The sequence below is a fragment of the Paraburkholderia sp. FW306-02-B genome (genome assembly GCF_058782725.1).
Window position 1 is genome coordinate 2,652,883 of sequence record NZ_JBYSXZ010000001.1, and the last position, 21,773, is coordinate 2,674,655.

The window sequence follows — 21,773 nt, forward strand, 5'->3', positions numbered from 1 at the left end:
ACCTCGTTGATTGATGTGACGATCCGAACGGCGCCAACAGTTTCCAGCGCAGTGCGGCGGCACTGCTATCGGGCCCACCTGAATATTCGGCAAATGCCGCCTGTCACGCCGCCGTCGGCGTCGCGGCAAAGTCGGGCGTATCGGTCGATGCGTAGTTGAAGGTCACATCCCGCCACGTATCGAGCGCCTGCTTGAGCGGCGTACACCAGCGCGCCGCGGCTTCGAGGAGTTCCGGTCCTTCATGAACGATGTCGCGGCCCTCGTTGCGCGCCTTCACGATCGCTTCGAGCGCGACGCGGTTCGCCACCGCACCCGCCTGAATCCCGGCCGGATGGCCGATCGTGCCGCCGCCGAACTGCAGGATTGCGTCGTCGCCGAAGAGATCCAGCAGCTGATGCATCTGTCCCGCGTGAATGCCCCCCGAGGCCACCGGCATCACCTTGCGCAAGCCGGCCCACGGCTGATCGAAGAAGACGCCGCGCGACAGGTCGACTTCGTTATGTGCGTCACGGCACACGTTGTAATAACCCTGCACCGACAATGGATCGCCTTCGAGTTTGCCGACCGCCGTGCCAGCGTGCGCATGATCGACGCCCGCCATGCGCAACCACTTGGCGATCACCCGGAACGAAATGCCGTGATTACGCTGCCGTGTGTAAGTGCTGTGTCCCGCGCGATGCAGATGCAGAATCATGTCGTTCCTGCGCGCCCAGCGCGACATCGATTGAATCGCGGTCCAGCCGATCACAAGGTCGATCATCACAATGCATGAACCCAGCTCCTTCGCGAATTCGGCCCGCTCATACATGTCCTCCATGGTGCCGGCCGTCACGTTCAGGTAGTGACCCTTGACCTCCCCCGTTTCCGCCTGCGCGCGATTCACCGCCTCCATCGAAAACAGGAAGCGGTCGCGCCAGTGCATGAAGGCCTGCGAGTTGATGTTCTCGTCGTCCTTCAGAAAATCCAGTCCGCCCCGGAGCCCTTCGTACACGACCCGCCCATAGTTCTTACCCGACAAACCGAGCTTCGGCTTGACCGTCGCGCCGAGCAACGGGCGCCCATATTTGTCGAGCCGCTCGCGCTCGACGACGATGCCGGTCGGCGGCCCCTGGAAGGTCTTCAGATAGGCAACGGGTATGCGCATGTCTTCGAGACGCAACGCCTTGAGCGGCTTGAAGCCGAATACGTTGCCGATGATCGACGCCGTCAGATTGGCGACCGAGCCCTCTTCGAACAGATCGAGCTCATAGGCGATATACGCGAAGTACTGCGGCTCATCGTCGCGCGAGGCCGGCACCGGCTCGACGCGGTAAGCCTTCGCGCGATACATGTCGCACGCGCTCAGGCGGTCGGTCCACACCACCGTCCACGTCGCGGTCGACGATTCGCCGGCCACGGCCGCCGCCGCTTCTTCGGGATCGACGCCGGGTTGCGGCGTGATGCGAAAGAGCGCGATGACGTCGGTATCTTTCGGCGTGTAATCCGGCTGCCAGTAACCCATCTCGCGGTATTTCATGACGCCAGCCGCGTACCGCTCGCGCGGCGTGCGCGGACTGCCCGGGTTGTGCGAATCACGTGCTGGCGCGATCACCGGTTGACTGAAATCGTTCATGACGTATCCTCGATTGTGGCAAGCGCGCTGCCGGAAGAACGAAGCGCTTGAGTTGCACTGTAGGCAAGGAGGCGATCATTGGGAATTCACGATTTTATTTGGCAGACTTAACCGATCCGTTATCGATCGCATATTGCGAGGCGCGTTTTCAGGCCATGCACGATCAGCGCCGAACGATGTCTTGCGCGACGATGGCAAGGAGCGTGTGACAGGAGGACAAAAACCTTCAGACCGTAATGGAACACTTTGGGAACACTTTGCTGCGGTATCGGGACACTGCGCGAGGCTTGACATAGCGCCGCTCGCAGCGCGGCTGCTGCGGTGCAATTAGGCGGACGCTGCATTGCTGCGCGACGGCATGCCGCACACGCGTTGCAACCCGGTCCTCGGCATGGAGCTTGCATGATGACGTACGCCAATGAACCCCGGCATGACGCCGGGCCGACGGCGCAACGCTGTTTCAACCACATGGAGGAAGCACCTATGCAATGGACGACTCCGAGTTACACCGATATGCGTTTTGGTTTTGAAGTCACGATGTATATCGCGACGCGTTAAGCCCGCACGGGCCGCAAGACGCGGCCCTTGTGCGGATCGTGTTATTGACTGGCCAGATCGGCCGGCCCTTCGGCGCTGCCAGAACACACGCTCCCATCCATGATCCACGAAACGATCGTCACCACGGCAGCGTGCGATGGCCGCCCCCATATAGCGCCGATGGGGGCTCGTTACGAGGGCGACTTTGTCATCCTCTCCCCGTTTCGTCCTTCGGTGACGCTGGACAACATCGTCGCGTCGCGCGCGGCGGTTCTGAACTTCACCACGGACGTCCGTATCTTTGCGGGCTGCGTCACGCACTGCGCGTCCGATTGGCCCACTGTCGCCGCCAGCCAGGTTGCGAGTGTCAGGCTCGCCGGGTCGCTCGCGCACGCCGAACTCGAACTCGACGCGTTGCGCGACGACAAGGAGCGCCCGGTGCTGCGCATGAAATGCGTGCACCGCGAAAATCATGCGCCGTTCGCCGGTTTCAACCGCGCCCAGGCGGCGGTGGTGGAAGGCGCGATTCTCGTGAGCCGGCTCTTCATGCTGCCGGCCGACAAGGTCGACCGCGAGATGGCCTACCTGCAGATCGCCATCGACAAAACCGCGGGCGATGCCGAGCGCACCGCCTGGGGCTGGCTGACCTCGGCGATCGCGCGGCACCGCGCGAGCCTCGAATCTTCCGGCGGTCCGTCCGCCGAACGTATGTCCCACTAGCCTTTTTAGTCTTTTCGGAGAACATCGATGACTGCATTGCTCGCGAGCGTCCGCTCGGACGACGAGGCGTTCGACGCCGCCCAGGCCGGCGCCGAACTGATCGACCTGAAAGAGCCGAATGCCGGTGCGCTCGGCGGCTTGTCGATCGGTGACATGACGAATATCGCGCGGCAGTTGCGCGCCCGCTACCCTGTCAAACCGATCAGCGCGACGATCGGCGACGTGCCGTCGGACGCACTCGACGAGATCGCCGCACGCGTCATCGAGGTGAGCGACGCGGGCATCGATTACGTGAAAGTCGGCGTGACGCCCGGACCGGCTGCGCGGCGTTGTCTCGAACAGCTGGCCAATCTGCCGGCCGCGGTGGTGCCCGTGCTGCTGTGCGACGGCGGCATGGACGGCGAACTGGTCGCCTATGCCGCCACCCTCGGTTTTGCAGGCGTGATGTTCGACACCGCCGGCAAGGACGGCAGCACGCTGTTCGACCACGTGGATAGCGACACGCTCGCGCAATGGCTGCGGCTCACCCGTGAGCATGGCGCCATGAGCGGCATCGCCGGTTCGCTCGGTTGGGCGCAGCTCGCGCAGATCCGGGCGCTCGCGCCGGATGTCGCGGGCTTTCGCACCGCGTTGTGTGTCGATGGACGCCGCTCGCGGCTCGATCCGCAACGCGTCGCGCAATGGGCCAGCGCGCTGCATCGTGCAAGCAGCGATATCGGCCAGACCGGCGCCGCATCGGACTCAATGACCTCAGGCGCCGCACGTCTATAAACTTTCCTGTGCGTGACCGGCGTTTCGCCGGCCATGCGAAGAAACGCTAGATGACCGGCATGTTCAGCAGCCGGTCGCGCATCAACGCGACATTGTCCTTGTTGAACAACTCGACGACATAATTGGCGTCGTTCACGTAGTCGACGAAACGGCGGTCGACGACACCCGTCGCCGCCAGCGTTTCGAGCCGCTCGTCCTCGGCGATGGGGCACGATTTCACCACGATCAGCCGCTCGGCGTTGAGCATCGTCGATAGCCACGCGGCGAGGCTGTCGGAGGTCGTGTCCCAGTTGCTCATCGCATCGGGCGTATCGCGCATCAGCGCGGTCGGCACCCAGACGGCGACATGGCCGTCGCGCAGCGCCCGGCGAATCTTCGCCTCGCTCGACGCGAGCACGAGTTCGGGCAGCACACCTTGCATCAGGATCGCGTACTGCGTCATGGCGAGCAGACACATGTTGTGCGCCGCGAGATCGTCAAAACGCCACTCGCTCTGGTATTGCCGCACCTTGTCGGCGAAATCGCCGCCGCCCGGCACGATGACGACGCGCCCGCCCCCCACTTCGCATAGCTCGGTGAGCCAGTGGCGCAGCATCGGCTCGTGACTCAGGCTGCCCCCGATCTTGACCACCCACATGACCGTTGTCCTCGTTTCCGATTAACTGCGTTTGCGTGCCCGTTTGCGTGCCCGTTTGTGTACCCGCTTGCGTGCCCGCTTGCGTGCCCGCTTGCCTGCCCGCTTGCCTGCCCGTTTGCCTGCTCTATCATGCCCGACCGCGTCTTTCTGCCTTGGGCGCAACCGCGCAGCGCGCATCAAGCCGCGCGCGACACCGCGTTACGCCTGTCATTGCCAGCGTCCTGATCCTGAGCCGCCGCGAGCAGCGCGACCGCCACACTCGGCGCGCAAGTTGCGGCCCATTCCGAACAGAAATCCGGCACCCCCGCCAGCGCGCCGAAATCGATGTAGCCGCGCGCCTCCTCGCGCGCCAGCGCCGCCGCGAGGAATCGCCCGCACCCCGCGCCCACCAGCGGCGCGGAGGCCAGGCCCGGATGCGCCGCCGTCACCCGTGCCAGATTGACGCCGATCTCGCGCAACTGAAGATCGCGCCAGCGCTGCGCGAACCCGCGCCATTCGGCAGCGTTCGCTTCGCAGGCATCCCGGCCGATCATGCGCGCGAGCCGCGCACGGCTCGCGGCTTGCGTCTTCGGCCCCTGGTCGGCGCTCGGATACAGATCGTATTGCGGCTCCAGTTCACCGGTCAGCCGATAGACGTCGGCTGTCGTCGCAAACCATTCGTTCATGACGTTGACCGCCGCGCCGGCGAATTCGATGCGCTGCGCAATACCGCACAACGGCGTGCGCACGACGCCCTGGTACACCAGCTCGCCGGTGGCGAGCCGCCCGGCATCGGTCGTGGCGCGCGCGACGGCGCGTCCGCCTTCGATCGGGATGATGTCGGTGGTCGTGCTGCCGATATCGATGAGCAACGCGTCGGCTGTGCGGGTGGCGACCCAGCGCGCGGTGGCGAGCCAGTTCGCCGAGGCGACGTGGCGCCAGTTAGCCGCGCATGCCTGCGACGTGAGCCAGCCGGCGTCGCCTGCGTAGAAACGCAACTGCGAACGCAACTGCGAACGCAACCGCGAACGCAACCGCGAACGCACCTGCGGCCCGAGCCGCTGCGCGAGCGTGCCGGCGATCGCCCGCACGCCTTCCGCGCGGTCCGCGAACAGGTCGACCATCTCGCCTGTCATCGTCACCGCGTGCTGCGCGGCGGGTGTCTTCGCGGCCGGCCAGCGCTCGAATACGAGGTCGATCGTCCGCTCCAGATGTTCGAGTCCCTGCCAGAGCGGACACGCCCATTGCGCGACATCGAGCACGGTGCCGCCGGCATCGGCCATCGACACCTTCACATGCGCGCCGCCGACGTCCCAGCCGAAAACCGCAGCGTCACCCGCGGCCGCATGGGTTGCCTGACGGCTGACCTGCGCCGCGCTCACGGCTGCACCCCACACACGGGCTGCGGCTCGTATGAGCATGCCGCCGGGGGTCGTTCAACACGCACCCCATGCGCGGCCAGCAACGCATGCGCGAGATTGCCGCCAAGTGCCGCGGACAACCCCGCATACGCGACGGTGAGACGCGGATTGACCTCGATCACGACCGGCCCGCGCACCGGATGCCACACCACATCGATCCCGACGAAACCGCGCAAGCCCGGCATCGCCATGGCCACCCGCTGCGCAAGCGCGCCGAGCATGCGGCCCCGGTCGCCGGGCAGATCGATCTGATTGACCGTCACGCCGTCGAATTCGACGATCTCCGGTTGCCGCCCCGGTGCTTCGCGGCCGCGCAAACCGATCTGTTGCCGGTTGATGCTGACGAGTTCGACACGGTCGCCATGACAGACGAGCGAGAGGCTGAGCGGCTCGCCGTCGATCCACTCCTGCAGCACCGGATTGCGCGCCGCGGCAGCGCGCGCGTCGTATTCGGCACAGGCATCGGTGAAGCGGTCGAAAACGAAAGTGTCGAGACCGCCCGCACCATCGTCCGGTTTCACGACCCAACGGCGGGTGCCCCAGCGGTCGTCCGGATGCCCGGGTTCGAGGGCGGGGGTCGTGGCGATGCCGTGCGCCACAAGGCACGCCGCGGTGGCGCTCTTGCTCGATGCCACGCGAATCGCCTCTTTCGCGCAGCCGAGCCAGCGAGCCGCGCCGACCGCGTCGTACAGGTGCAGCAGCAAACCGTCGCATTCCGGCGCGATGATCCACGCGTAGTCGTGTTCGCGCGCCGCCCGTGCGACAAAAGCCGTCATCGATTCGCCCGGCGCGGCCATACAATGGGCCAGCGCCGGGTCGATCGTCTCGAAGCGGGAACTCGCGAACGTCACGTGAATACCGTCGAGTTCACGCAAATCCGCGACCAGCGCGTCGCGCATCAGCCGGCCTTCGACGATCAGCGCGCTCAGGTCGGCCAGACTGCCCGCGCCGGCCAGCGCCGGATCGATGCCGCCGCCAGTGAGATACTCGTAGACAAAGATCTTGGTCAAAGGAACGCGCCCCTATGCAGGTGATACCGGTTCTCGATCTGCTCGACGGCCACGTCGTGCGCGCGGTACGCGGCGAGCGGACGGCTTATCTGCCCATCCAGTCGTCGCTTGCCACTACCGCCGAGCCGCTTCACATCGCTCGTGCGCTGCTTGCAGCAAGCGGCGCGCGCACGCTCTATATCGCCGACCTCGGCGCAATCCTTCAGCGCGGCGCTCATGCCGAAACGCTCGCTGCGCTGCGTGCCGCCCTGCCCGGCACCGACATCTGGCTCGATGCAGGCTATGCCGACTATGCATCGATGCGCTCGCTGTTCGACCATATCGACAGGATCGGCTCAAACAGCGGCTGCCCTGCTCCCCACGATCTCGCGACCCTCGTGCCGGTGTTCGGCACCGAATCGCTGCACGACATCAACGCGCTTCACGCAGCCGAAACTGCCGGGCTCTCGCCGATCCTTTCGCTCGACCATCGGGCCGGCCAGTTGCTGCTCGCCGCCCCCGCACTCGAGCGCACATCGTCATGGTGGCCCCGCCGCGTGATCGCGATGACGCTCGATCAGGTGGGCAGCTACGAGGGACCCGACCTGACCACCTTCGGGCACATCCGCGCAAACGCGCCAGCGCACACTGACGTGATCGGCGCAGGCGGTATCCGCCATCGCGCCGATATGACGGCGGCGGCCCGCATCGGCGCCACCGCATGGCTCGTGGCATCCGCGCTGCACGACGGTCAGATTGGCCTCCCGCTTTCCGAATCCATGTAGGCCTGCTATACAAATTCCATGCCACTCGATGGACGACGCACAGCTGTAAACAAACGGCAAGCTGATGTGGCAATGCGTGACACTCTGCTCCAGATCGGCACACAACCTGTGCGCCGCACGCAGGCTGCAGCGCCTCAGATACGACACAGTCGATGCAGACCGCCGAAGGCGCCGCCACCCTCGCCATCCTTTTAAGCGCATGGCCACATACGCGGCGCGTCATTCGGTCCGCGCACGTGCCACGACCCCATCGCTTACATCGGCATGGAGCTTGCTAAAAATGCGCCATGCACCGTTCTCCCATCGATCCATCTGACACGAGCCCATCGGGCGCGGCCAACGTGCCCGCCTTGTCGCCCGCCTTGTCGATTACGCGCGACTGGACCTGCCCGTTCTGCCCGCTGCTGTGCGACGACCTTGTGGTCAACTCGCACAGCGACGACACGCTCAGCGTCCCGAACACCGAATGTTCGCGGCTTGCCCAGGCACTGACGCGGTACAGCGCCACCGATGCGCGGTGCCGCAACACCGTCGACGGACACGACGCGAACCTCGACGCCGCCCTCGCCCGCGCCGTGCGGATACTGTCGAACGCGCGCCGCCCGTTGTTCGGCGCGCTAGCCACCGACGTGGCCGGCGCGCGTGCGCTCTACACGCTTGCCGCCGGTTGCGGCGCGATCCTCGATCATTTGCATGGCGACGCGATGAGCGCGGCCACCCTCGCGTTGCAGGATCGCGGGTCGTTCTTCACGACGCTTTCGGAAGTGCGCTCCCGCGCCGACCTGCTGGTGTTCTTCGGCTGTCAGCCGTCGCGGCGCTATCCGCGCTTCTTCGCGCGTGCACTGGACGGCACTCGAGGGACGCGCGATCTGGTGTTCGTCGGCTGTACGCCGGACCCTGCCGCCGACGACCTCGCGCATGCGCGGATCGAAGCGCTCCTGCCGGACGCCGATCTGTACGACACGCTCGCGCTCTGGTCCGCTGTCAGCGAAGCACGTGAGCCCAGCGCGTTGCATGACGACGGAACAGGCGCGGCAGCCACACTGGCCGCGCTGCACGCGCGCATCGCCGCCGCGCGCTACACCGCGATCGTCTACGAACCTGCCGCGCTGCCTGGTCCTCATGCGGCGCTGCTCATCGAAGCGTTGAACCGGATCGTCAAGGCGGCGAACCGCACGACCCGTGCAGGGTGTCTCGCGCTCGGCGGCGACGACGGCGCGCTGACGGTCAACCAGACGGTGACCTGGCTCTCCGGCCTGCCGCTGCGCACCCGGGTCGCGACGCCCGCACGGCTCGCCGGCACCGCGCCGCTCGATCACGACCCGACTCGCTATCGCACCGCCAGGTTGCTCGCCAGCGGCGAAGTCGATGCACTTTTGTGGGTCGCGAGCTTCGCGCCGCATAGGTGGCCGGACTCGCTCGATCAGGACCTACCCGCCATCGTGCTCGGCCACCCCGCTCTCGCGGACGCGGCGAAGGCGCGCGGCGCCGCCACCGTCTTCATCCCCGTTGCGACGCCTGGCGTCGATACCGGCGGGCATCTGTTTCGCGTCGACGGCTCGGTCGTGATGCCACTCGCCGCCGCGCGCGGCGCCGCGCTGCCCTCGGTGGCGGCGATCGCCACGCAATTGGCCGCGCGCCCTCCTGCTCGGGCCGCCGGTCGGGAGCAGCCATGAGCGTCATCCGGCTAACAGGCGGCACGATCTTCGACCCCACCAACGGCGTGAACGGCGAGCGCCGCGATCTGACCATTCGCGACGGGCGGATTGTCGCCGTTCCATCCAATACGCCGACCGAGCGCGAATACGACGCCACCGGCATGATCGTGATGGCGGGCGGCATCGATATGCATTCGCACATCGGCGGCGGCAAGACCAATCTGTCGCGCCTGCTGCTCCCCGAGGATCATCGGGCCGACCCTGTGCGCAACGCGGCCTACGAATCGGTGCAGGACGCTCAGGGACGCTACCTGCGCCTGCCGTCGTGCGGCGTCTGCGCGCCGGGCACGCTCGCAACCGGCTATCGCTACGCCGAAATGGGCTACACGGCGGCGTTCGAGCCGGCGATGATGCCGTCCAACGCACGCCACACACACCTCGAAATGGGCGACACGCCGATCATCGATCACGGCGCGTACGTGATGCTCGGCAACGACGAACTGTTCCTGCAAATGCTCGCCGCGCGCGACGACTTCGCGCGTCTGCGCGACTACATCGGCTGGACGATTCATGCGAGCAAAGCGCTCGGCGTGAAGGTGGTCAATCCCGGCGGCATCTCCGCGTTCAAGTTCAACCAGCGCTCGCTCGACGTCGACGAACCGCACACGCACTACGGCATCACCCCGCGCGATGTGCTGCACACACTCTCGCGCGCGTTGACCGAATTGCGCGTGCCGCATCCGCTGCATGTGCACGCGAGCAATCTCGGCGTGCCCGGCAACCTCGATTCGACGATCGCGACAATGGACGCCGCCGACGGCTTGCCGATCCATCTGACGCACATCCAGTTTCACAGCTACGGGATCGAAGGACCGCAGAAGTTTTCATCAGGCGCGCGCCATATCGCCGACGCGGTGAACGCGCGGCCGAACGTGTCGATCGACGTCGGCCAGATCATCTTTGGACAGACCGTCACGGCTTCGGGTGACACGATGATGCAGTTCCGCAACACACCGCTCGCGCGCCCGCACAAGTGGGTGGTCGGCGATATCGAATGCGATGCGGGCTGCGGCGTCGTGCCGTTCCGCTATCGCGAGCAAAGCTATGTGAATGCGCTGCAATGGATCATCGGCCTCGAGATCTTCTTGCTGGTCGACGACCCCTGGCGTGTCGCGATGACCACCGACCATCCGAACGGTGGCCCCTTCACGAGCTATCCGCATCTGATCCGGCTGCTGATGGACAAGTCGTTCCGTGACGAGCAGCTCGCGAAGCTCAATGCCGACGCCCGGGTGGCGAGCGCATTGCCTGAGTTGAAACGCGAATTCTCGCTGTACGAGATCGCCATCATTACGCGCGCCGGTCCTGCGCGCCTGCTCGGCCTGCGCGATCGCGGCCATCTGGGCGAAGGCGCGGCGGCGGACATCGCCGTCTATCGCGACGAGTCGGACCGCGAGCGGATGTTCACGTCGCCCGCCTATGTGTTCAAGGACGGCGAACTGGTCGCGCGCGACGGCACGCTTGTCGCGACGCCGACAGGCGGCATCCATTTCGTGTCGCCCGAATTCGACCGCGGCATCGAGAAGACGCTGCGCGCCTACAGCGACACCCACCTCGCGAGCAACTTCGCGCATGCCGCCATCGGCGACGACGAAGTTTGCAACTGCTGCCGCGGCGGCAGGCTACTGCCTGTCGAATGTCTGGCCAACGGCTGATCGACGCCAAAACGAACCGCAGACGATGAGCGACCCGGCGACCCTCCAGATCAACGGCACCACGATCGACGCAACCTTCGCGGAAGCGTTTCCGATGAAGGCGACCCGGCTCGTCATCACCGCGCATACGCCGACCTGGGCAATGCACGCCGCCAGCTCGCTGACGGGTTTTGCCACCTCGGTGATCGGCTGCGGCTGCGAGGCCGGTGTCGAACGAATGCTGACGTCCGAAGAAACGCCCGACGGACGCCCGGGAGTCGCGGTGCTGCTCTTTGCGGTGTCGTCGAAGGAGTTGGCCAAACAGCTCGAACGGCGCGTCGGACAATGCGTGCTCACTTGCCCTACCACCGCTGTCTTCAACGGCATCGATCCCGCGGCGAGCCAGGCGCCGCTTTCCGACAAGGCGTCACTCGGCGGCGGACTGCGCTTTTTCGGCGACGGCTGGCAGATTTCGAAGATGCTCGGCGACACGCGCTACTGGCGGGTGCCGGTGATGGACGGCGAATTCGTCTGCGAAGACACGGCGGCCACGGTCAAAGCAGTCGGCGGCGGCAACCTGCTGCTGCTTGCGCGCGATGTCGACGCCGCGCTCGCCGCCGCCGAAGCCGCCGTCGCGGCGATGCGCAAGCTGCCGAATGTGATCATGCCGTTTCCAGGCGGCATCGTCCGTTCTGGATCGAAGGTCGGGTCCAAATATAAGGGCGCGAGCGCGTCCACCAACGACGCGTTCTGTCCGACTCTCACGGGCCTGTCGGCACGCAGCGAACTCAGCGCGGAAGTCGGCTGCGTGCTGGAAATCGTGATCGACGGGCTCACCGATGCGGACGTCGGCGCGGCGATGACGGCGGGGATCGCCGCGGCCGCCGGACGTGGCCGGGCGGCGGGCATGCTGCGGATTTCAGCGGGCAATTACGGCGGCAAGCTCGGACCCTACCACTTCCATCTGCACAATCTCGCCGCCGGCCTCGACGGGAGCCGCGCATGAGCACGACGACCTTGCGCGTGAAAACGCCGCCCGGTTTCCGCGTGGATGCTTCCGGGCTTCTGCCGCTACCGCTCGCGCACATGACCGTGGCTGAAATCGAGCGCATCGTTCTGCCCGCGGGCAACGACAGGTGCGCCGTGGGCGATCTGTTCACGGTGTCGCGCAGTGAAGCCGCGGTGTCGCCGGCCTCTGCGCCTCAAGGCGACCCAGCACTGTTTATCGACGGCGCCACGGCCTGGCTCGACCGCGTGGGCGCGCACATGACGGACGGCCACTTCGTCGTGCACGGTTCGACAGGCGACTACAGCGGTTTCCAGATGACCGGCGGCGTCCTGCACATCGACGGCAATGCGGGGCATTTCACCGCCTGCGAAATGCGCGGCGGACGCCTGAGCGTGACCGGCAATAGCGGCGATTTCGCCGCCGGCGCGCTCACCGGCGACATGGAAGGCATGACGGGCGGCACGCTGACGATCCACGGCAACACAGGGGCGCGGCTTGCCGACCGCATGCGCCGCGGTCTTGTCCTCGTCGGCGGCAACGCGGGCGAATTTGCCGCGGCGCGGCTGGTGGCGGGAACCATCGGCGTCGCGGGTCAACTGGGCCCGCATTATGCCTATGGTATGAGGCGCGGCACGCTGCTGCTCGCGCATCGGCCCGCGCATCTGCCGCCGACCTTCACCGAAGGCGGCCACGGTTTCGAGGTGTTCTGGGCGCTCCTCGTGCGCAGCCTCGCAAACGAAATCGCCCCCTTTTCGCAGTGGCGCACGGCCTGCTTGCCGACGCGCTATGCCGGCGACCTCGCCGTCGACGGACGGGGAGAAATACTGATCGTCGGGTAACGCCGAGTGGTCCGCAGAACAGGCAGTGGTAGTGTTCGGGAGAGACACCCGATAACGAAGAAGGAGACAGGCATGACGACCGCGCATTCGCCCCACGCGAAGCCAGGTGCCGACGCGAGCGAGCCGCGCTATGCCGGTTCGCTGATCGCGCTGCATTGGGTCATCGCGTTCGGCATCATCGGGTTGCTCGTACTCGGACTCTATATGGTCGGACTGCCGAAGGGTCTGCCTCTCAAAGCGGCGTTGATCAACTTTCACAAGTCGCTCGGACTGACGGTTTTCCTGCTGGTGCTTCTCCGCATCATGGTGCGCGCGGTCCGTAACCGGCCGCCCTTGCCGCCGATGCGATCGTGGCAACGCGCCGCCGCGCGCACTACGCAGGGTCTTTTATATGTGGCCATGGTCGTGATGCCGCTGTGCGGCTATCTCGGCTCGTCGTTCAACAGCTATGGAACGCGTTTCTGGGGCGTTGCGCTGCCGAAATGGGGTTGGGACGATGCGCAATTGCGCTCGCTTTTCTTCGGTCTTCACGAGGCTGTGGGGTATGCGCTGATCGCGCTGATTACGCTGCACGTGGCGGGCGCGCTCAAACATCAGTGGATCGATCGCGACAACCTGCTCGCGAGGATGCTGCCATGACGAAGCGTGGTTCACGGCGCAGTTCGTTACAACCGTCGCCGCGACTTACGGTCGATACGCTGCGCACGCGCGACGGACATCGCGTGTCGTTCGCGGTGGCCGGCGCGGCTGACGGTGTGCCGGTCGTCGTATTGCATGGCGGGCCCGGCAGCGGCAGCCAGCCCGGCGCGCTGCGGCTCTTCGATCTGACGCGCTTCCGGGTCGTGCTGGTCGATCAGCGCGGCACCGGCGCATCGACGCCGCACGGCAGCGTGCGCCGCAACCGCACCGACCATCTGATCGACGATCTCGAAGCGATCCGTGTGCGGCTCGGCTTCGAACGATGGGGCGTGCTCGGCGGATCGTGGGGCGCGGCGCTCGCGCTCGCTTATGCCGGACAGCATCCGCAATCCATCACGGGCGTTGTGATGCGTGGGCTGTTTCTCACTTCCGCGCGCGAGGTTCGCGGCCTGTTCGTCACGTCACGCCGCCGCGCGCCTCGCGCATGGGCGCGGCTGTGTGCCGCTGCCCATTGCAACCGGCCTGCGGCGTTGCTGGCCCGCTGCCACGCGAAGCTGCAACGCGGCGGCGCACATGAAGCGCAGCAGCGTTCACTCACGTTGGCATGGCGCGGCTACGAGAACGCGGTGCTCGCCAGTGCCTCTACGCGCCGCGCGCTTGCGGCCACCGCAAGGGATTCGCGGCGAAGCACCTGCAAGCTGATCGGCAAATACCGTATCCAGGCCCATTATCTGGTGCACCGCTGCTGGCTCGGCGAAGCCCGGCTGCTGTCGCTCGCGCGCCGCGCGGCCGCCGCCGGCGTGCCGCTTGCCGCGCTGCACGGCTCGCGCGATCCGGTCTGTCCGCCCGGCAATCTGCGGCGCCTCACGCGAGCGGTTCCCGCAGCGCGGGTCGAATGCGTGTGCGCGGGTCATCTGGCGAGCGACCCGGCGCTGCACGAACGCATTGCCCGCGCACTCGTCACGATGTTTGTCCCACCCGCTCAGGAGGGGCGCATCCTGCGCCGCGCGGCATGAAGATCAAAGTACTCGGCTCATCGGCGGGCGGCGGCTTCCCGCAATGGAACTGCAATTGCCGCAATTGCGACGGCGTGCGGCGCGGCACGCTGAAAGCGACTCGCCGCACGCAATCGTCGATCGCGGTCAGCGCGAACGGCGAGGACTGGCTGCTCGTCAATGCGTCGCCCGATCTGCCCGGACAGATCGCGGCCAATCCGGAGTTGCAGCCGGCGCGCCGCGCGCGCGACAGCGGCATTGCCGCGGTGCTCGTCATCGACGCGCAGATCGACCACGTCACCGGCCTCCTGATGCTGCGCGAGCGCGATACCCCGCTGCCGCTCTACGCCACCGACGCGGTCTGGCAGGACCTGTGCACCGGCTTTCCGGTCGGGCCGATCCTCTCGCACTATTGCGGCGTCGAGCATCGCCGCATTGCACTCGACGGCGCGCCGCTTGCCGTCGCCGCGCTGCACGGCGTGCAGATCGATGCGCTGCCGCTGTCGAGCAAGGCGCCGCCCTACTCGCCGCATCGCGACGCGCCCGAGCGCGGCGACAATATCGGACTTGTACTCACGAACCGGCAGACCGGCAAGCGCGTGTTCTACGCACCGGGGCTCGGCGCGATCGAAACGCATGTGCTCGCGGCGATGCGCGAGGCGGACCTGCTGCTTGTCGACGGCACGTTGTGGAGCGGCGATGAAATGATCCGCCTGGGCCTCTCGAAGAAGACCGCGGCCGATATGGGCCATCTGCCGCAGTCCGACCCCGGCGGCATGATCGACGTACTGGACTCGCTTGAAGCGGACAACGTGCGCAAGGTGCTCATCCACATCAACAACACCAACCCGATCCTCGTCGAGGACGGTCGCGAGCGCAGCATCCTGACCGAACACGGGATCGAAGTGGCGTACGACGGGATGATATTCGAACTATGAAATGCGGCTGTAAAGCGTGGCTGTAAAGCGTGACTGTAAAGCACGGCCATGAAGCAAAAAAACGGAGACGGCATGAACGCGAAAGACACCTTCGGCACGGCGCCGCTGCCGAATGCACATGCGAATACGATTGCGGGTCGAGAGCAGCCCGCCTGGACGCGCGACGCATTCGAAGCACAGTTGCGCGCGAAAGGCACCGCTTACCACATCCATCATCCGTTCAACGTGAAGATGAATAGCGGTGGCTGTTCGCGCGAGCAGATTCGTGGCTGGGTCGCGAACCGCTTCTACTACCAGATCAATATCCCGTTGAAGGACGCGGCGGTGCTGTCGAACTGTCCGGACCGCGAGACACGCCGCCGCTGGGTCTTGCGCATTCTCGACCATGATGGCTACGACGGCGAGGAAGGCGGCATCGAAACGTGGGCGCGTCTCGCCGACGCGGTCGGCTTATCGCGCGACGACCTCTGGTCGCTCAAGCAGGTAACGCCCGGCGTGCGCTTCGCCGTCGATGCATACGTGAACTTCGCGCGCCGCGCGCCGTGGCAGGAAGCGGTCTGCTCGTCGCTCACCGAAATGTTCGCGCCGCAGGTTCACCGCGACCGGCTCGCGAGCTGGCCCGAACACTATCCATGGATCGAACCCGCTGGCCTTGCGTATTTCCGCTCGCGCATTTCGCTCGCGCAGCGCGATGTGCAGCACGGGCTCGAAGTCACGCTGGATCATTTCACGCGGCGCGAGCAGCAGGAACGCGCGCTCGACATCCTCCAGTTCAAGCTCGACATTCTGTGGACCATGCTGGATTCGATCGAAAAGGCATTCCCACAATGAACGACATGCCACGCGCCGGCGGCGCCATGCAAACCGCCGATCGTCCGATGATCAGGAAGCTCTTTCGCCTGCAATGGGAACCCGCACAGAACGCGCATGTGCTGCTCTACCCCGAAGGGATGGTGAAGCTCAATCAGAGCGCGGCGGAAATTCTCAAACGCTGCGACGGCACACGCGATATGAACACGCTGATCGCCGAGCTGGAGGAGGCGTTCAATACGACCGGGCTCGGTCCCGAGGTGCGTGCGTTCATTGCCGACGCGCAGGTGCGCGGCTGGCTGGAGTAGCGTCATGACCGATCTCTCGCAACCCGCTGCCGACGCGCGGCCTTACGCGGCCCCGGTCGGCGTGGCGCCGCCGCTCTGGCTGCTCGCGGAGCTCACCTACCGCTGTCCGCTGCACTGTGCGTTCTGCTACAACCCGGTCGACTATACGGATCACAACCGCGAACTGAGTACCCGGCAATGGCTCGGTGTGCTGCGCGAGGCACGCGCGCTCGGCGCCGCGCAACTGGGGTTCTCGGGCGGCGAGCCGCTCGTGCGCGACGACCTCGAAGTACTGGTCGCCGAAGCGCGCAGGCTCGGTTTCTATACGAATCTGATCACCTCCGGCGTGGGTCTCACCGACACGCGGCTCGGCGACCTGAAGGCTGCCGGCCTCGACCATATCCAGCTGTCGTTCCAGGATTCGACCCAGGAACTGAACGACTTCCTGAGCAGTACGCGCACCTTCGATCTGAAACAACGCGTCGCCGCATCGATCAAACAGCACGGCTTTCCGATGGTGCTCAACTGCGTGCTGCATCGCTATAACCTGCCGCACGTCGACAAAATCATCGACATGGCGCTAGCGATGGGCGCGCAATATCTGGAGCTCGCGAACACGCAGTACTACGGCTGGGCACATACGAACAAGGCGCAGCTGATGCCGACCCGCGAGCAGCTCGACGCAGCCGAAGCGGTGGTCGAGCGTTACCGCCGCACGCACGGCGAGCGCTGCAAGATCTTCTTCGTCGTGCCGGATTACTTCGAACGCCGTCCGAAGCGCTGCATGAACGGCTGGGGCGCGGTCTTTCTCGGCGTCGCGCCGGACGGCACAGCGCTGCCCTGCCATGCCGCACGCGGCCTGCCTGGGCTCGCGTTGCCGAACGTGAAGCAAACGACGCTCTCCGAGATCTGGTACGAAAGCGAGGCGTTCAACCGCTTTCGCGGTCTCGGCTGGCTGAAAGAGCCCTGCCGCAGTTGCGACGAAAAGGAACGCGACCTGGGCGGCTGCCGTTGCCAGGCCTACCTGCTCACCGGCGACCCGGCCAATGCCGACCCAGTCTGCGATAAGTCGCCGTTCCACGATACCGTGGTGAAGGTCGTGCGCCATGCGGCCATGGCGGTCGAACCGCGCGAGCCGCGTGAACAACCCATCCTGTTTCGCAACGACGCCAACTCGCGCAAGCTCGCGTCCGGCCAGCCGGGTGACCGTGGCAGCACAGGAGGCTGATCATGACAACGGGAGACATTTCCGTCTTGCTCGTCGACGATCACGCGGTGGTGCGCGAGGGTTACCGGCGTCTGCTCGAATTGAATGCCGACGTGCATGTGTGCGGAGAGGCAGCCGATGCCGCGCAGGCCTATCAGCGCTTTTGCGCGTTACGGCCAGATGTGGTCGTGATGGACGTCTCACTGCCGGGCGCGAGCGGTATCGAAGCGATGCGCCGCATGCTTGCCCGTGTGCCGGACGCTCGCGTGCTGATCTTCAGCGTCCACGAGGAGGCGATTTTCGTGCGCCGCGCGCTGGACGCGGGCGCTCTCGGCTACGTGACCAAGGCAAGCGCACCCGATGTGCTGGTGCAAGCGGTACGCACCATCGCCCGGCGCGCGGGCTATCTCAGCCCTGATATCTCGCAGGCGCTCGCGCTGCGCAATGCGTTCAGCGAAGGGCCGCCCGGGCGGCAGTTATCGGCTCGCGAGTTCGAGGTGCTGCGTCTGCTCGTGCAGGGTTATACGCTGCCGAGCATCGCCGAGAAACTGGGATTGAGCCAGAAGACGGTAGCCAACCATCAATCCGTGATCCGGCAAAAATTCGGCGCCGACAACGGCGTACAACTCGCACAGATGGCGAGCCGGCTCGGGCTTCAGTTCACAGGTTCGGCGAGTCCTGCGTGAGCGGGCACGCGTGCGCAGAACAGAAAACCGCCATCCGGCTTGCTCGCCACGTGAAATTCGCCGCCGAGCGCCTCGACGCGCTCGCGCATGCCGATCAGCCCGAGTCCGCCGCGCGGCTTCGCGAGATCGGTGCCGGGGCCGTCGTCGGCCATGGTCACGACGATCTCGTCGATGACCTTGCCGTCCTGGCCGGACTGCGCTTCGCGCGGTGCGCGCACCATGAAGACTTCCACGCGTGAGGTACGGGCGAACTTCGAGACGTTGGTCAGCCCTTCCTGCACGAGCCGATAGAGCGTGATGGTCAGCGCGTCGCTCAGACCGGCAAAATCCCCTTCGATCGTCAAAGAGAACGAAGCATCCGGCAGCCGCTCACGCCAGCCGTCGACACAATGTTCGAGTGCGCTCGGCAAGCCGAACTCGTCGAGACCGATGGGACGCAGGCGGCGGATCATGCCGCCGATCTGCCGATAGACGTGGCTCGCACTCTGGATGAGACCGAGCGACACGCGGTGGATCTCCGGTTCGCGCGCGGTGGACAGATCGCGGATGCGCGCGGCATCGAGCGCGATGGCGTTCAGGTACTGGCCCAGTTCATCGTGCAGTTCGCGCGCCAGATGACGGCGCTCGAGTTCCTGCGCCTGCAGCGCCTGATTCGCGAGACGGCGGTTGTCGGCAAGCAGACGTTCGGCCTGCTCTTCCAGCGCGCAGCGGCGGCTCAGCTCGCGGCGCGCCTCGCGATAGCGGCGCCATGCGAACCACGCGAGGCCGACGCAGAGCACGCACAGCGCGCCCGGCAATTCGTCGAGCTGGAAGCGCTCCATCCCACGGGTCCAGCGATAAGCCCGTTCGCTGAGATCGAACATCGCGCCGAGCGTGGCGGCCAGCACGGTCACCGCGAGCACCCACGCAAGATCGCGCCATACCGTCGAATGCGGCGGCAGACGACGCGCGGAAGATGAGTTCGAGGGATCGCTTGACATCACGTTTGCATTCTACTCAGGCCGATCGCACACAGCGGCATTTTGCGGGGTTTTTGGGAACGCTTCCCCGCCACATCGGGAAAAGCTCCCGGGTCTCGCGTGACTTCGTATGCGAAGCTTTGCACACACCTGGAGAAAGCGCTACGCACGCCGCAACGTGGCTGCATCAACCACGATAGCGCGTCGATCCGGCAGGAGACGAGACGATGAGCATGTCATCCCGGGCGCGCCGCACACCCCGCTTCAGGCGGCGTGCCGGCATCACCCTCTGCTTCGGAAGCGCACTCGCGAGTCTGTCGGCTACGGCATGGGCGCAGACCGATCCGGTCGTACCGGCGGCGGCGTCCACTTCGGTTGCCGGCCCAGCTCCCGCCGCCACAGCGACGCTCGCGCCGATCGTCGTCGTGGGCACCACGCCGCTTGCCGGCATCGGCACGCCGCTGTCGCTGGTGCCCGCCAACGTGCAGACGGTTCACGCACAGGACCTCGAACAGCAGCATCGCAGCACCCTCACCGACTACTTCGCGAAGAACCTGCCGAGCGTCGATATTGCGGATGCGCAAGGCAATCCGTATCAGGTCAATATCACCTATCGCGGCTTCACCGCGTCGCCGTTGCTGGGTACGCCGCAGGGCCTCTCGGTGTTCGTCGACGGCGTGCGCGTGAACGAACCGTTCGGCGACGTGGTGAACTGGGACCTGATTCCACAGCAAGCGATCGATACGATCCAGCTGATCCCCGGTTCGAATCCGACCTACGGCCTTAACACGCTCGGCGGCGCCATCGCGATCACCACGAAAAACGGCAAGACCAGCCCCGGTGGCGAGGCCGAGTTGACGGCTGGCTCCTGGGGCCGCAAAACCGCGCAGATCGAACAGGGTGGCACCATTGGACGCAACCTCGACTACTACGTGAGCGGCAGCGTGGCGAACGACAACGGCTGGGCGGAGCAGAACTCGAGCCGCGTGCGCCAGGCGTTCGGCAAGCTGCGCTACACCGACGCCGATAGCACCCTGTCCTTCTCAGCCGGCGGCGCGGACAACGATCTGCATGGCTCGCAAACCATTCCGCGCTCATTCCTCGGCAATCCGAAGCAGCCCTATACGTACCCCGACCAGAATCAGAACAGCGTCGGCTACGCGACGCTTTCGGGCGACCACTACTTCAACGACCATGTCGAACTGAGCGGCAACCTCTATTACCGGCAGTTCCGCAACACCAGCATCAGCAGCAACAACAACACGAATTTCGGCTCGGTGGATGCGAACGGCAACGTCGATACGGTACAGGCAATCAATCAGAAGTCGGCGGTCTCGACCGGCAGCTATGGCGCCAGCCTGCAACTCACGCTGCTCGGCAAAGCCGGCGGGATGGACAACCAGTTCGTCGCGGGCGTGTCGGCCGATCTTGCCAATTCCCGCTACACGGCATCGTCGCAGGATGCAGCCTTCACCGATTCACGCGCGACGATCGGCATTGGCGATTTCACGCAGCAGACCGCGGCCAGAACGCATAACGGCAACTATGGAATCTATCTGGAAGATACGTTATCGCTCAGCCGGCAGTGGTCGCTGGCGCTTGCCGGACGCTACAACTGGGCGGACGCCACGATCGGCGATTCGAGCGGCATGCAGCCGCAACTCGACGGCCACCATACGTTCTCCCGCTTCAACCCCGCCGTCGGCATCAACTGGAATCCGACGCCGGCTTTAACGGCTTACGCGACCTACAACGAAGGCATGCGTTCGCCGACCGCCATCGAACTGGCATGCGCCGATCCGGCCGCGCCCTGCTCGCTGCCGAACAGCTTCGTTTCCGACCCGGCGCTCCAGCCGGTGATCTCGAAGACCTTCGAAATCGGCGCACGCGCACGGGTAGGCCAGGCAACGACCTGGAGCGCCGCCGCATACAGCACGACGCTCGTCAACGATATCGAGTTCATCAGCAGCAATGGTGCCGCGAGCACGCAAGGCTTTTTTCAGAACGTCGGCCGCACGCGCCGGCAAGGGGTCGAGCTTTCCGGGCATAGCCAGTTTGGACCGCTGGCTGTCACCGCCAGCTACAGCTACGTCGACGTGACCTACCGGTCGGGTTGGACCGAGAGCAGCCCGAGCAATGCCAGTGCCGATGCGAACGGCAACATCGCCGTCAAGCCGGCGATCATATTCCCGGCATCCCGGCGAACACCGTCAAGCTGCGGCTCGACTACGCGGCCACGTCGAAGTGGAACATCGGCAGCAACCTGACCTGGCGCGGCAGCGTCTACGCGCAGGGTGACGAAAACAACCAGGACGTGAACGGCAAGATCGCCGGCTATCTGCTGATCGATCTGGACACCTCATACCAGGTGACCAGGCAGCTGCAGGTCTTCGCGAACGTGACGAATCTGCTCGACAAGCGATATCCGAGCTTCGGCGTACTCGGTCAAAACTTCTTCAACGGACCGAACCACACGTTCGACGGCGCGAACCCGATCAACGAACAATTCGTCGGGCCGGGCGCGCCGCGCGGCATCTGGGCCGGTTTGCGCTATGCGTGGAAATAGCACGGCACGCGGCAGACGCTCAACGGCCGATTGGC

Annotated in this window: 20 protein-coding genes and 1 pseudogene; 16 read left to right on the plus strand and 5 right to left on the minus strand. The window is 65.7% G+C overall.

The features are described from left to right. Positions 1-103 precede the first annotated feature (103 nt). Positions 104-1,612 (minus strand): form I ribulose bisphosphate carboxylase large subunit, encoded by a 1,509-nt coding sequence (locus tag AC3WOG_RS11705; protein ID WP_492578156.1) that lies wholly within the window; start codon positions 1,610-1,612, stop codon positions 104-106. Positions 1,613-2,095: 483 nt separating this feature from the next. On the opposite strand from AC3WOG_RS11705, the gene pqqA reads away from it, so the two are divergent. The 3 genes from pqqA (at position 2,096) to AC3WOG_RS11720 (ending at position 3,640) form a co-directional block, all read left to right on the plus strand. Next, positions 2,096-2,170 carry a pyrroloquinoline quinone precursor peptide PqqA gene (gene pqqA, locus AC3WOG_RS11710; RefSeq protein ID WP_075161304.1) on the plus strand — a complete coding sequence of 25 codons (75 nt, stop codon included), beginning with the start codon at positions 2,096-2,098 and terminating at the stop codon, positions 2,168-2,170. A gap of 99 nt (positions 2,171-2,269) precedes the next feature. Next, positions 2,270-2,869 (plus strand): DUF447 domain-containing protein, encoded by a 600-nt coding sequence (locus AC3WOG_RS11715; protein WP_492578157.1) that lies wholly within the window; start codon positions 2,270-2,272, stop codon positions 2,867-2,869. A gap of 27 nt (positions 2,870-2,896) precedes the next feature. After that, positions 2,897-3,640, plus strand: coding sequence for a (5-formylfuran-3-yl)methyl phosphate synthase (locus AC3WOG_RS11720; RefSeq protein WP_492578158.1), 744 nt, complete (start codon positions 2,897-2,899; stop codon positions 3,638-3,640). A 46-nt stretch (positions 3,641-3,686) separates the two neighbouring features. Here the strand turns inward: AC3WOG_RS11720 and AC3WOG_RS11725 are convergent, their stop codons facing one another. The 3 genes from AC3WOG_RS11725 to AC3WOG_RS11735 all read right to left on the minus strand — a co-directional run bounded on the left by AC3WOG_RS11725 (position 3,687) and on the right by AC3WOG_RS11735 (position 6,687). Further along, the gene (locus AC3WOG_RS11725; RefSeq protein ID WP_492578159.1) at positions 3,687-4,277 is read right to left on the minus strand and encodes an amino acid kinase family protein; all 591 of its coding nucleotides are present in this window, start codon (positions 4,275-4,277) and stop codon (positions 3,687-3,689) included. 176 nt (positions 4,278-4,453) lie between these two features. Continuing rightward, entirely contained in the window at positions 4,454-5,677 is a 1,224-nt protein-coding gene (locus AC3WOG_RS11730) for a hydantoinase/oxoprolinase family protein (protein ID WP_492578160.1), read from the minus strand. Beyond that, the gene (locus AC3WOG_RS11735; protein WP_492578161.1) at positions 5,635-6,687 is read right to left on the minus strand and encodes an ATP-grasp domain-containing protein; all 1,053 of its coding nucleotides are present in this window, start codon (positions 6,685-6,687) and stop codon (positions 5,635-5,637) included. The genes AC3WOG_RS11730 and AC3WOG_RS11735 overlap by 43 nt, the downstream gene beginning before the upstream one ends. A gap of 14 nt (positions 6,688-6,701) precedes the next feature. On the opposite strand from AC3WOG_RS11735, the gene AC3WOG_RS11740 reads away from it, so the two are divergent. The 12 genes from AC3WOG_RS11740 to AC3WOG_RS11795 all read left to right on the plus strand — a co-directional run bounded on the left by AC3WOG_RS11740 (position 6,702) and on the right by AC3WOG_RS11795 (position 18,213). Next, positions 6,702-7,451, plus strand: coding sequence for a HisA/HisF-related TIM barrel protein (locus AC3WOG_RS11740; RefSeq protein WP_492578162.1), 750 nt, complete (start codon positions 6,702-6,704; stop codon positions 7,449-7,451). A 287-nt stretch (positions 7,452-7,738) separates the two neighbouring features. Beyond that, positions 7,739-9,127: a molybdopterin-binding domain-containing protein gene (locus tag AC3WOG_RS11745; protein ID WP_492578163.1), complete on the plus strand. Its 1,389-nt coding sequence runs from the start codon at positions 7,739-7,741 to the stop codon at positions 9,125-9,127. Beyond that, positions 9,124-10,824, plus strand: coding sequence for a formylmethanofuran dehydrogenase subunit A (locus tag AC3WOG_RS11750; protein WP_492578164.1), 1,701 nt, complete (start codon positions 9,124-9,126; stop codon positions 10,822-10,824). Before AC3WOG_RS11745 ends, AC3WOG_RS11750 begins: the two co-directional genes overlap by 4 nt. 25 nt (positions 10,825-10,849) lie before the next feature. After that, complete coding sequence (gene fhcD / locus AC3WOG_RS11755) at positions 10,850-11,809, plus strand: formylmethanofuran--tetrahydromethanopterin N-formyltransferase (protein ID WP_492578165.1); 960 nt, start codon at positions 10,850-10,852, stop codon at positions 11,807-11,809. Beyond that, the gene (locus AC3WOG_RS11760) at positions 11,806-12,651 is read left to right on the plus strand and encodes a formylmethanofuran dehydrogenase subunit C (protein ID WP_492578166.1); all 846 of its coding nucleotides are present in this window, start codon (positions 11,806-11,808) and stop codon (positions 12,649-12,651) included. Before fhcD ends, AC3WOG_RS11760 begins: the two co-directional genes overlap by 4 nt. 72 nt (positions 12,652-12,723) lie before the next feature. Beyond that, positions 12,724-13,290: a cytochrome b gene (locus AC3WOG_RS11765; protein WP_492578167.1), complete on the plus strand. Its 567-nt coding sequence runs from the start codon at positions 12,724-12,726 to the stop codon at positions 13,288-13,290. Continuing rightward, positions 13,287-14,306: an alpha/beta fold hydrolase gene (locus AC3WOG_RS11770; RefSeq protein ID WP_492578168.1), complete on the plus strand. Its 1,020-nt coding sequence runs from the start codon at positions 13,287-13,289 to the stop codon at positions 14,304-14,306. The genes AC3WOG_RS11765 and AC3WOG_RS11770 overlap by 4 nt, the downstream gene beginning before the upstream one ends. Further along, positions 14,303-15,223 (plus strand): pyrroloquinoline quinone biosynthesis protein PqqB, encoded by a 921-nt coding sequence (gene pqqB / locus AC3WOG_RS11775; protein ID WP_492578169.1) that lies wholly within the window; start codon positions 14,303-14,305, stop codon positions 15,221-15,223. Before AC3WOG_RS11770 ends, pqqB begins: the two co-directional genes overlap by 4 nt. Positions 15,224-15,295: 72 nt before the next feature. After that, positions 15,296-16,054, plus strand: a complete 759-nt coding sequence (gene pqqC / locus AC3WOG_RS11780; protein WP_492578170.1) for a pyrroloquinoline-quinone synthase PqqC — start codon at positions 15,296-15,298, stop codon at positions 16,052-16,054. After that, positions 16,051-16,341, plus strand: coding sequence for a pyrroloquinoline quinone biosynthesis peptide chaperone PqqD (gene pqqD / locus AC3WOG_RS11785; protein WP_492578171.1), 291 nt, complete (start codon positions 16,051-16,053; stop codon positions 16,339-16,341). Before pqqC ends, pqqD begins: the two co-directional genes overlap by 4 nt. Positions 16,342-16,345: 4 nt before the next feature. Then, positions 16,346-17,548, plus strand: a complete 1,203-nt coding sequence (gene pqqE, locus AC3WOG_RS11790; RefSeq protein ID WP_492578172.1) for a pyrroloquinoline quinone biosynthesis protein PqqE — start codon at positions 16,346-16,348, stop codon at positions 17,546-17,548. Positions 17,549-17,550: 2 nt separating this feature from the next. Beyond that, positions 17,551-18,213 carry a response regulator gene (locus tag AC3WOG_RS11795; RefSeq protein ID WP_492578173.1) on the plus strand — a complete coding sequence of 221 codons (663 nt, stop codon included), beginning with the start codon at positions 17,551-17,553 and terminating at the stop codon, positions 18,211-18,213. On the opposite strand, the gene AC3WOG_RS11800 is transcribed toward AC3WOG_RS11795, so the two are convergent. Beyond that, complete coding sequence (locus AC3WOG_RS11800; protein ID WP_492578174.1) at positions 18,183-19,193, minus strand: histidine kinase; 1,011 nt, start codon at positions 19,191-19,193, stop codon at positions 18,183-18,185. The genes AC3WOG_RS11795 and AC3WOG_RS11800 overlap by 31 nt on opposite strands. Positions 19,194-19,399: 206 nt before the next feature. On the opposite strand from AC3WOG_RS11800, the pseudogene AC3WOG_RS11805 reads away from it, so the two are divergent. Next, positions 19,400-21,738: pseudogene (locus AC3WOG_RS11805) on the plus strand (TonB-dependent receptor). Positions 21,739-21,773 lie beyond the last annotated feature (35 nt).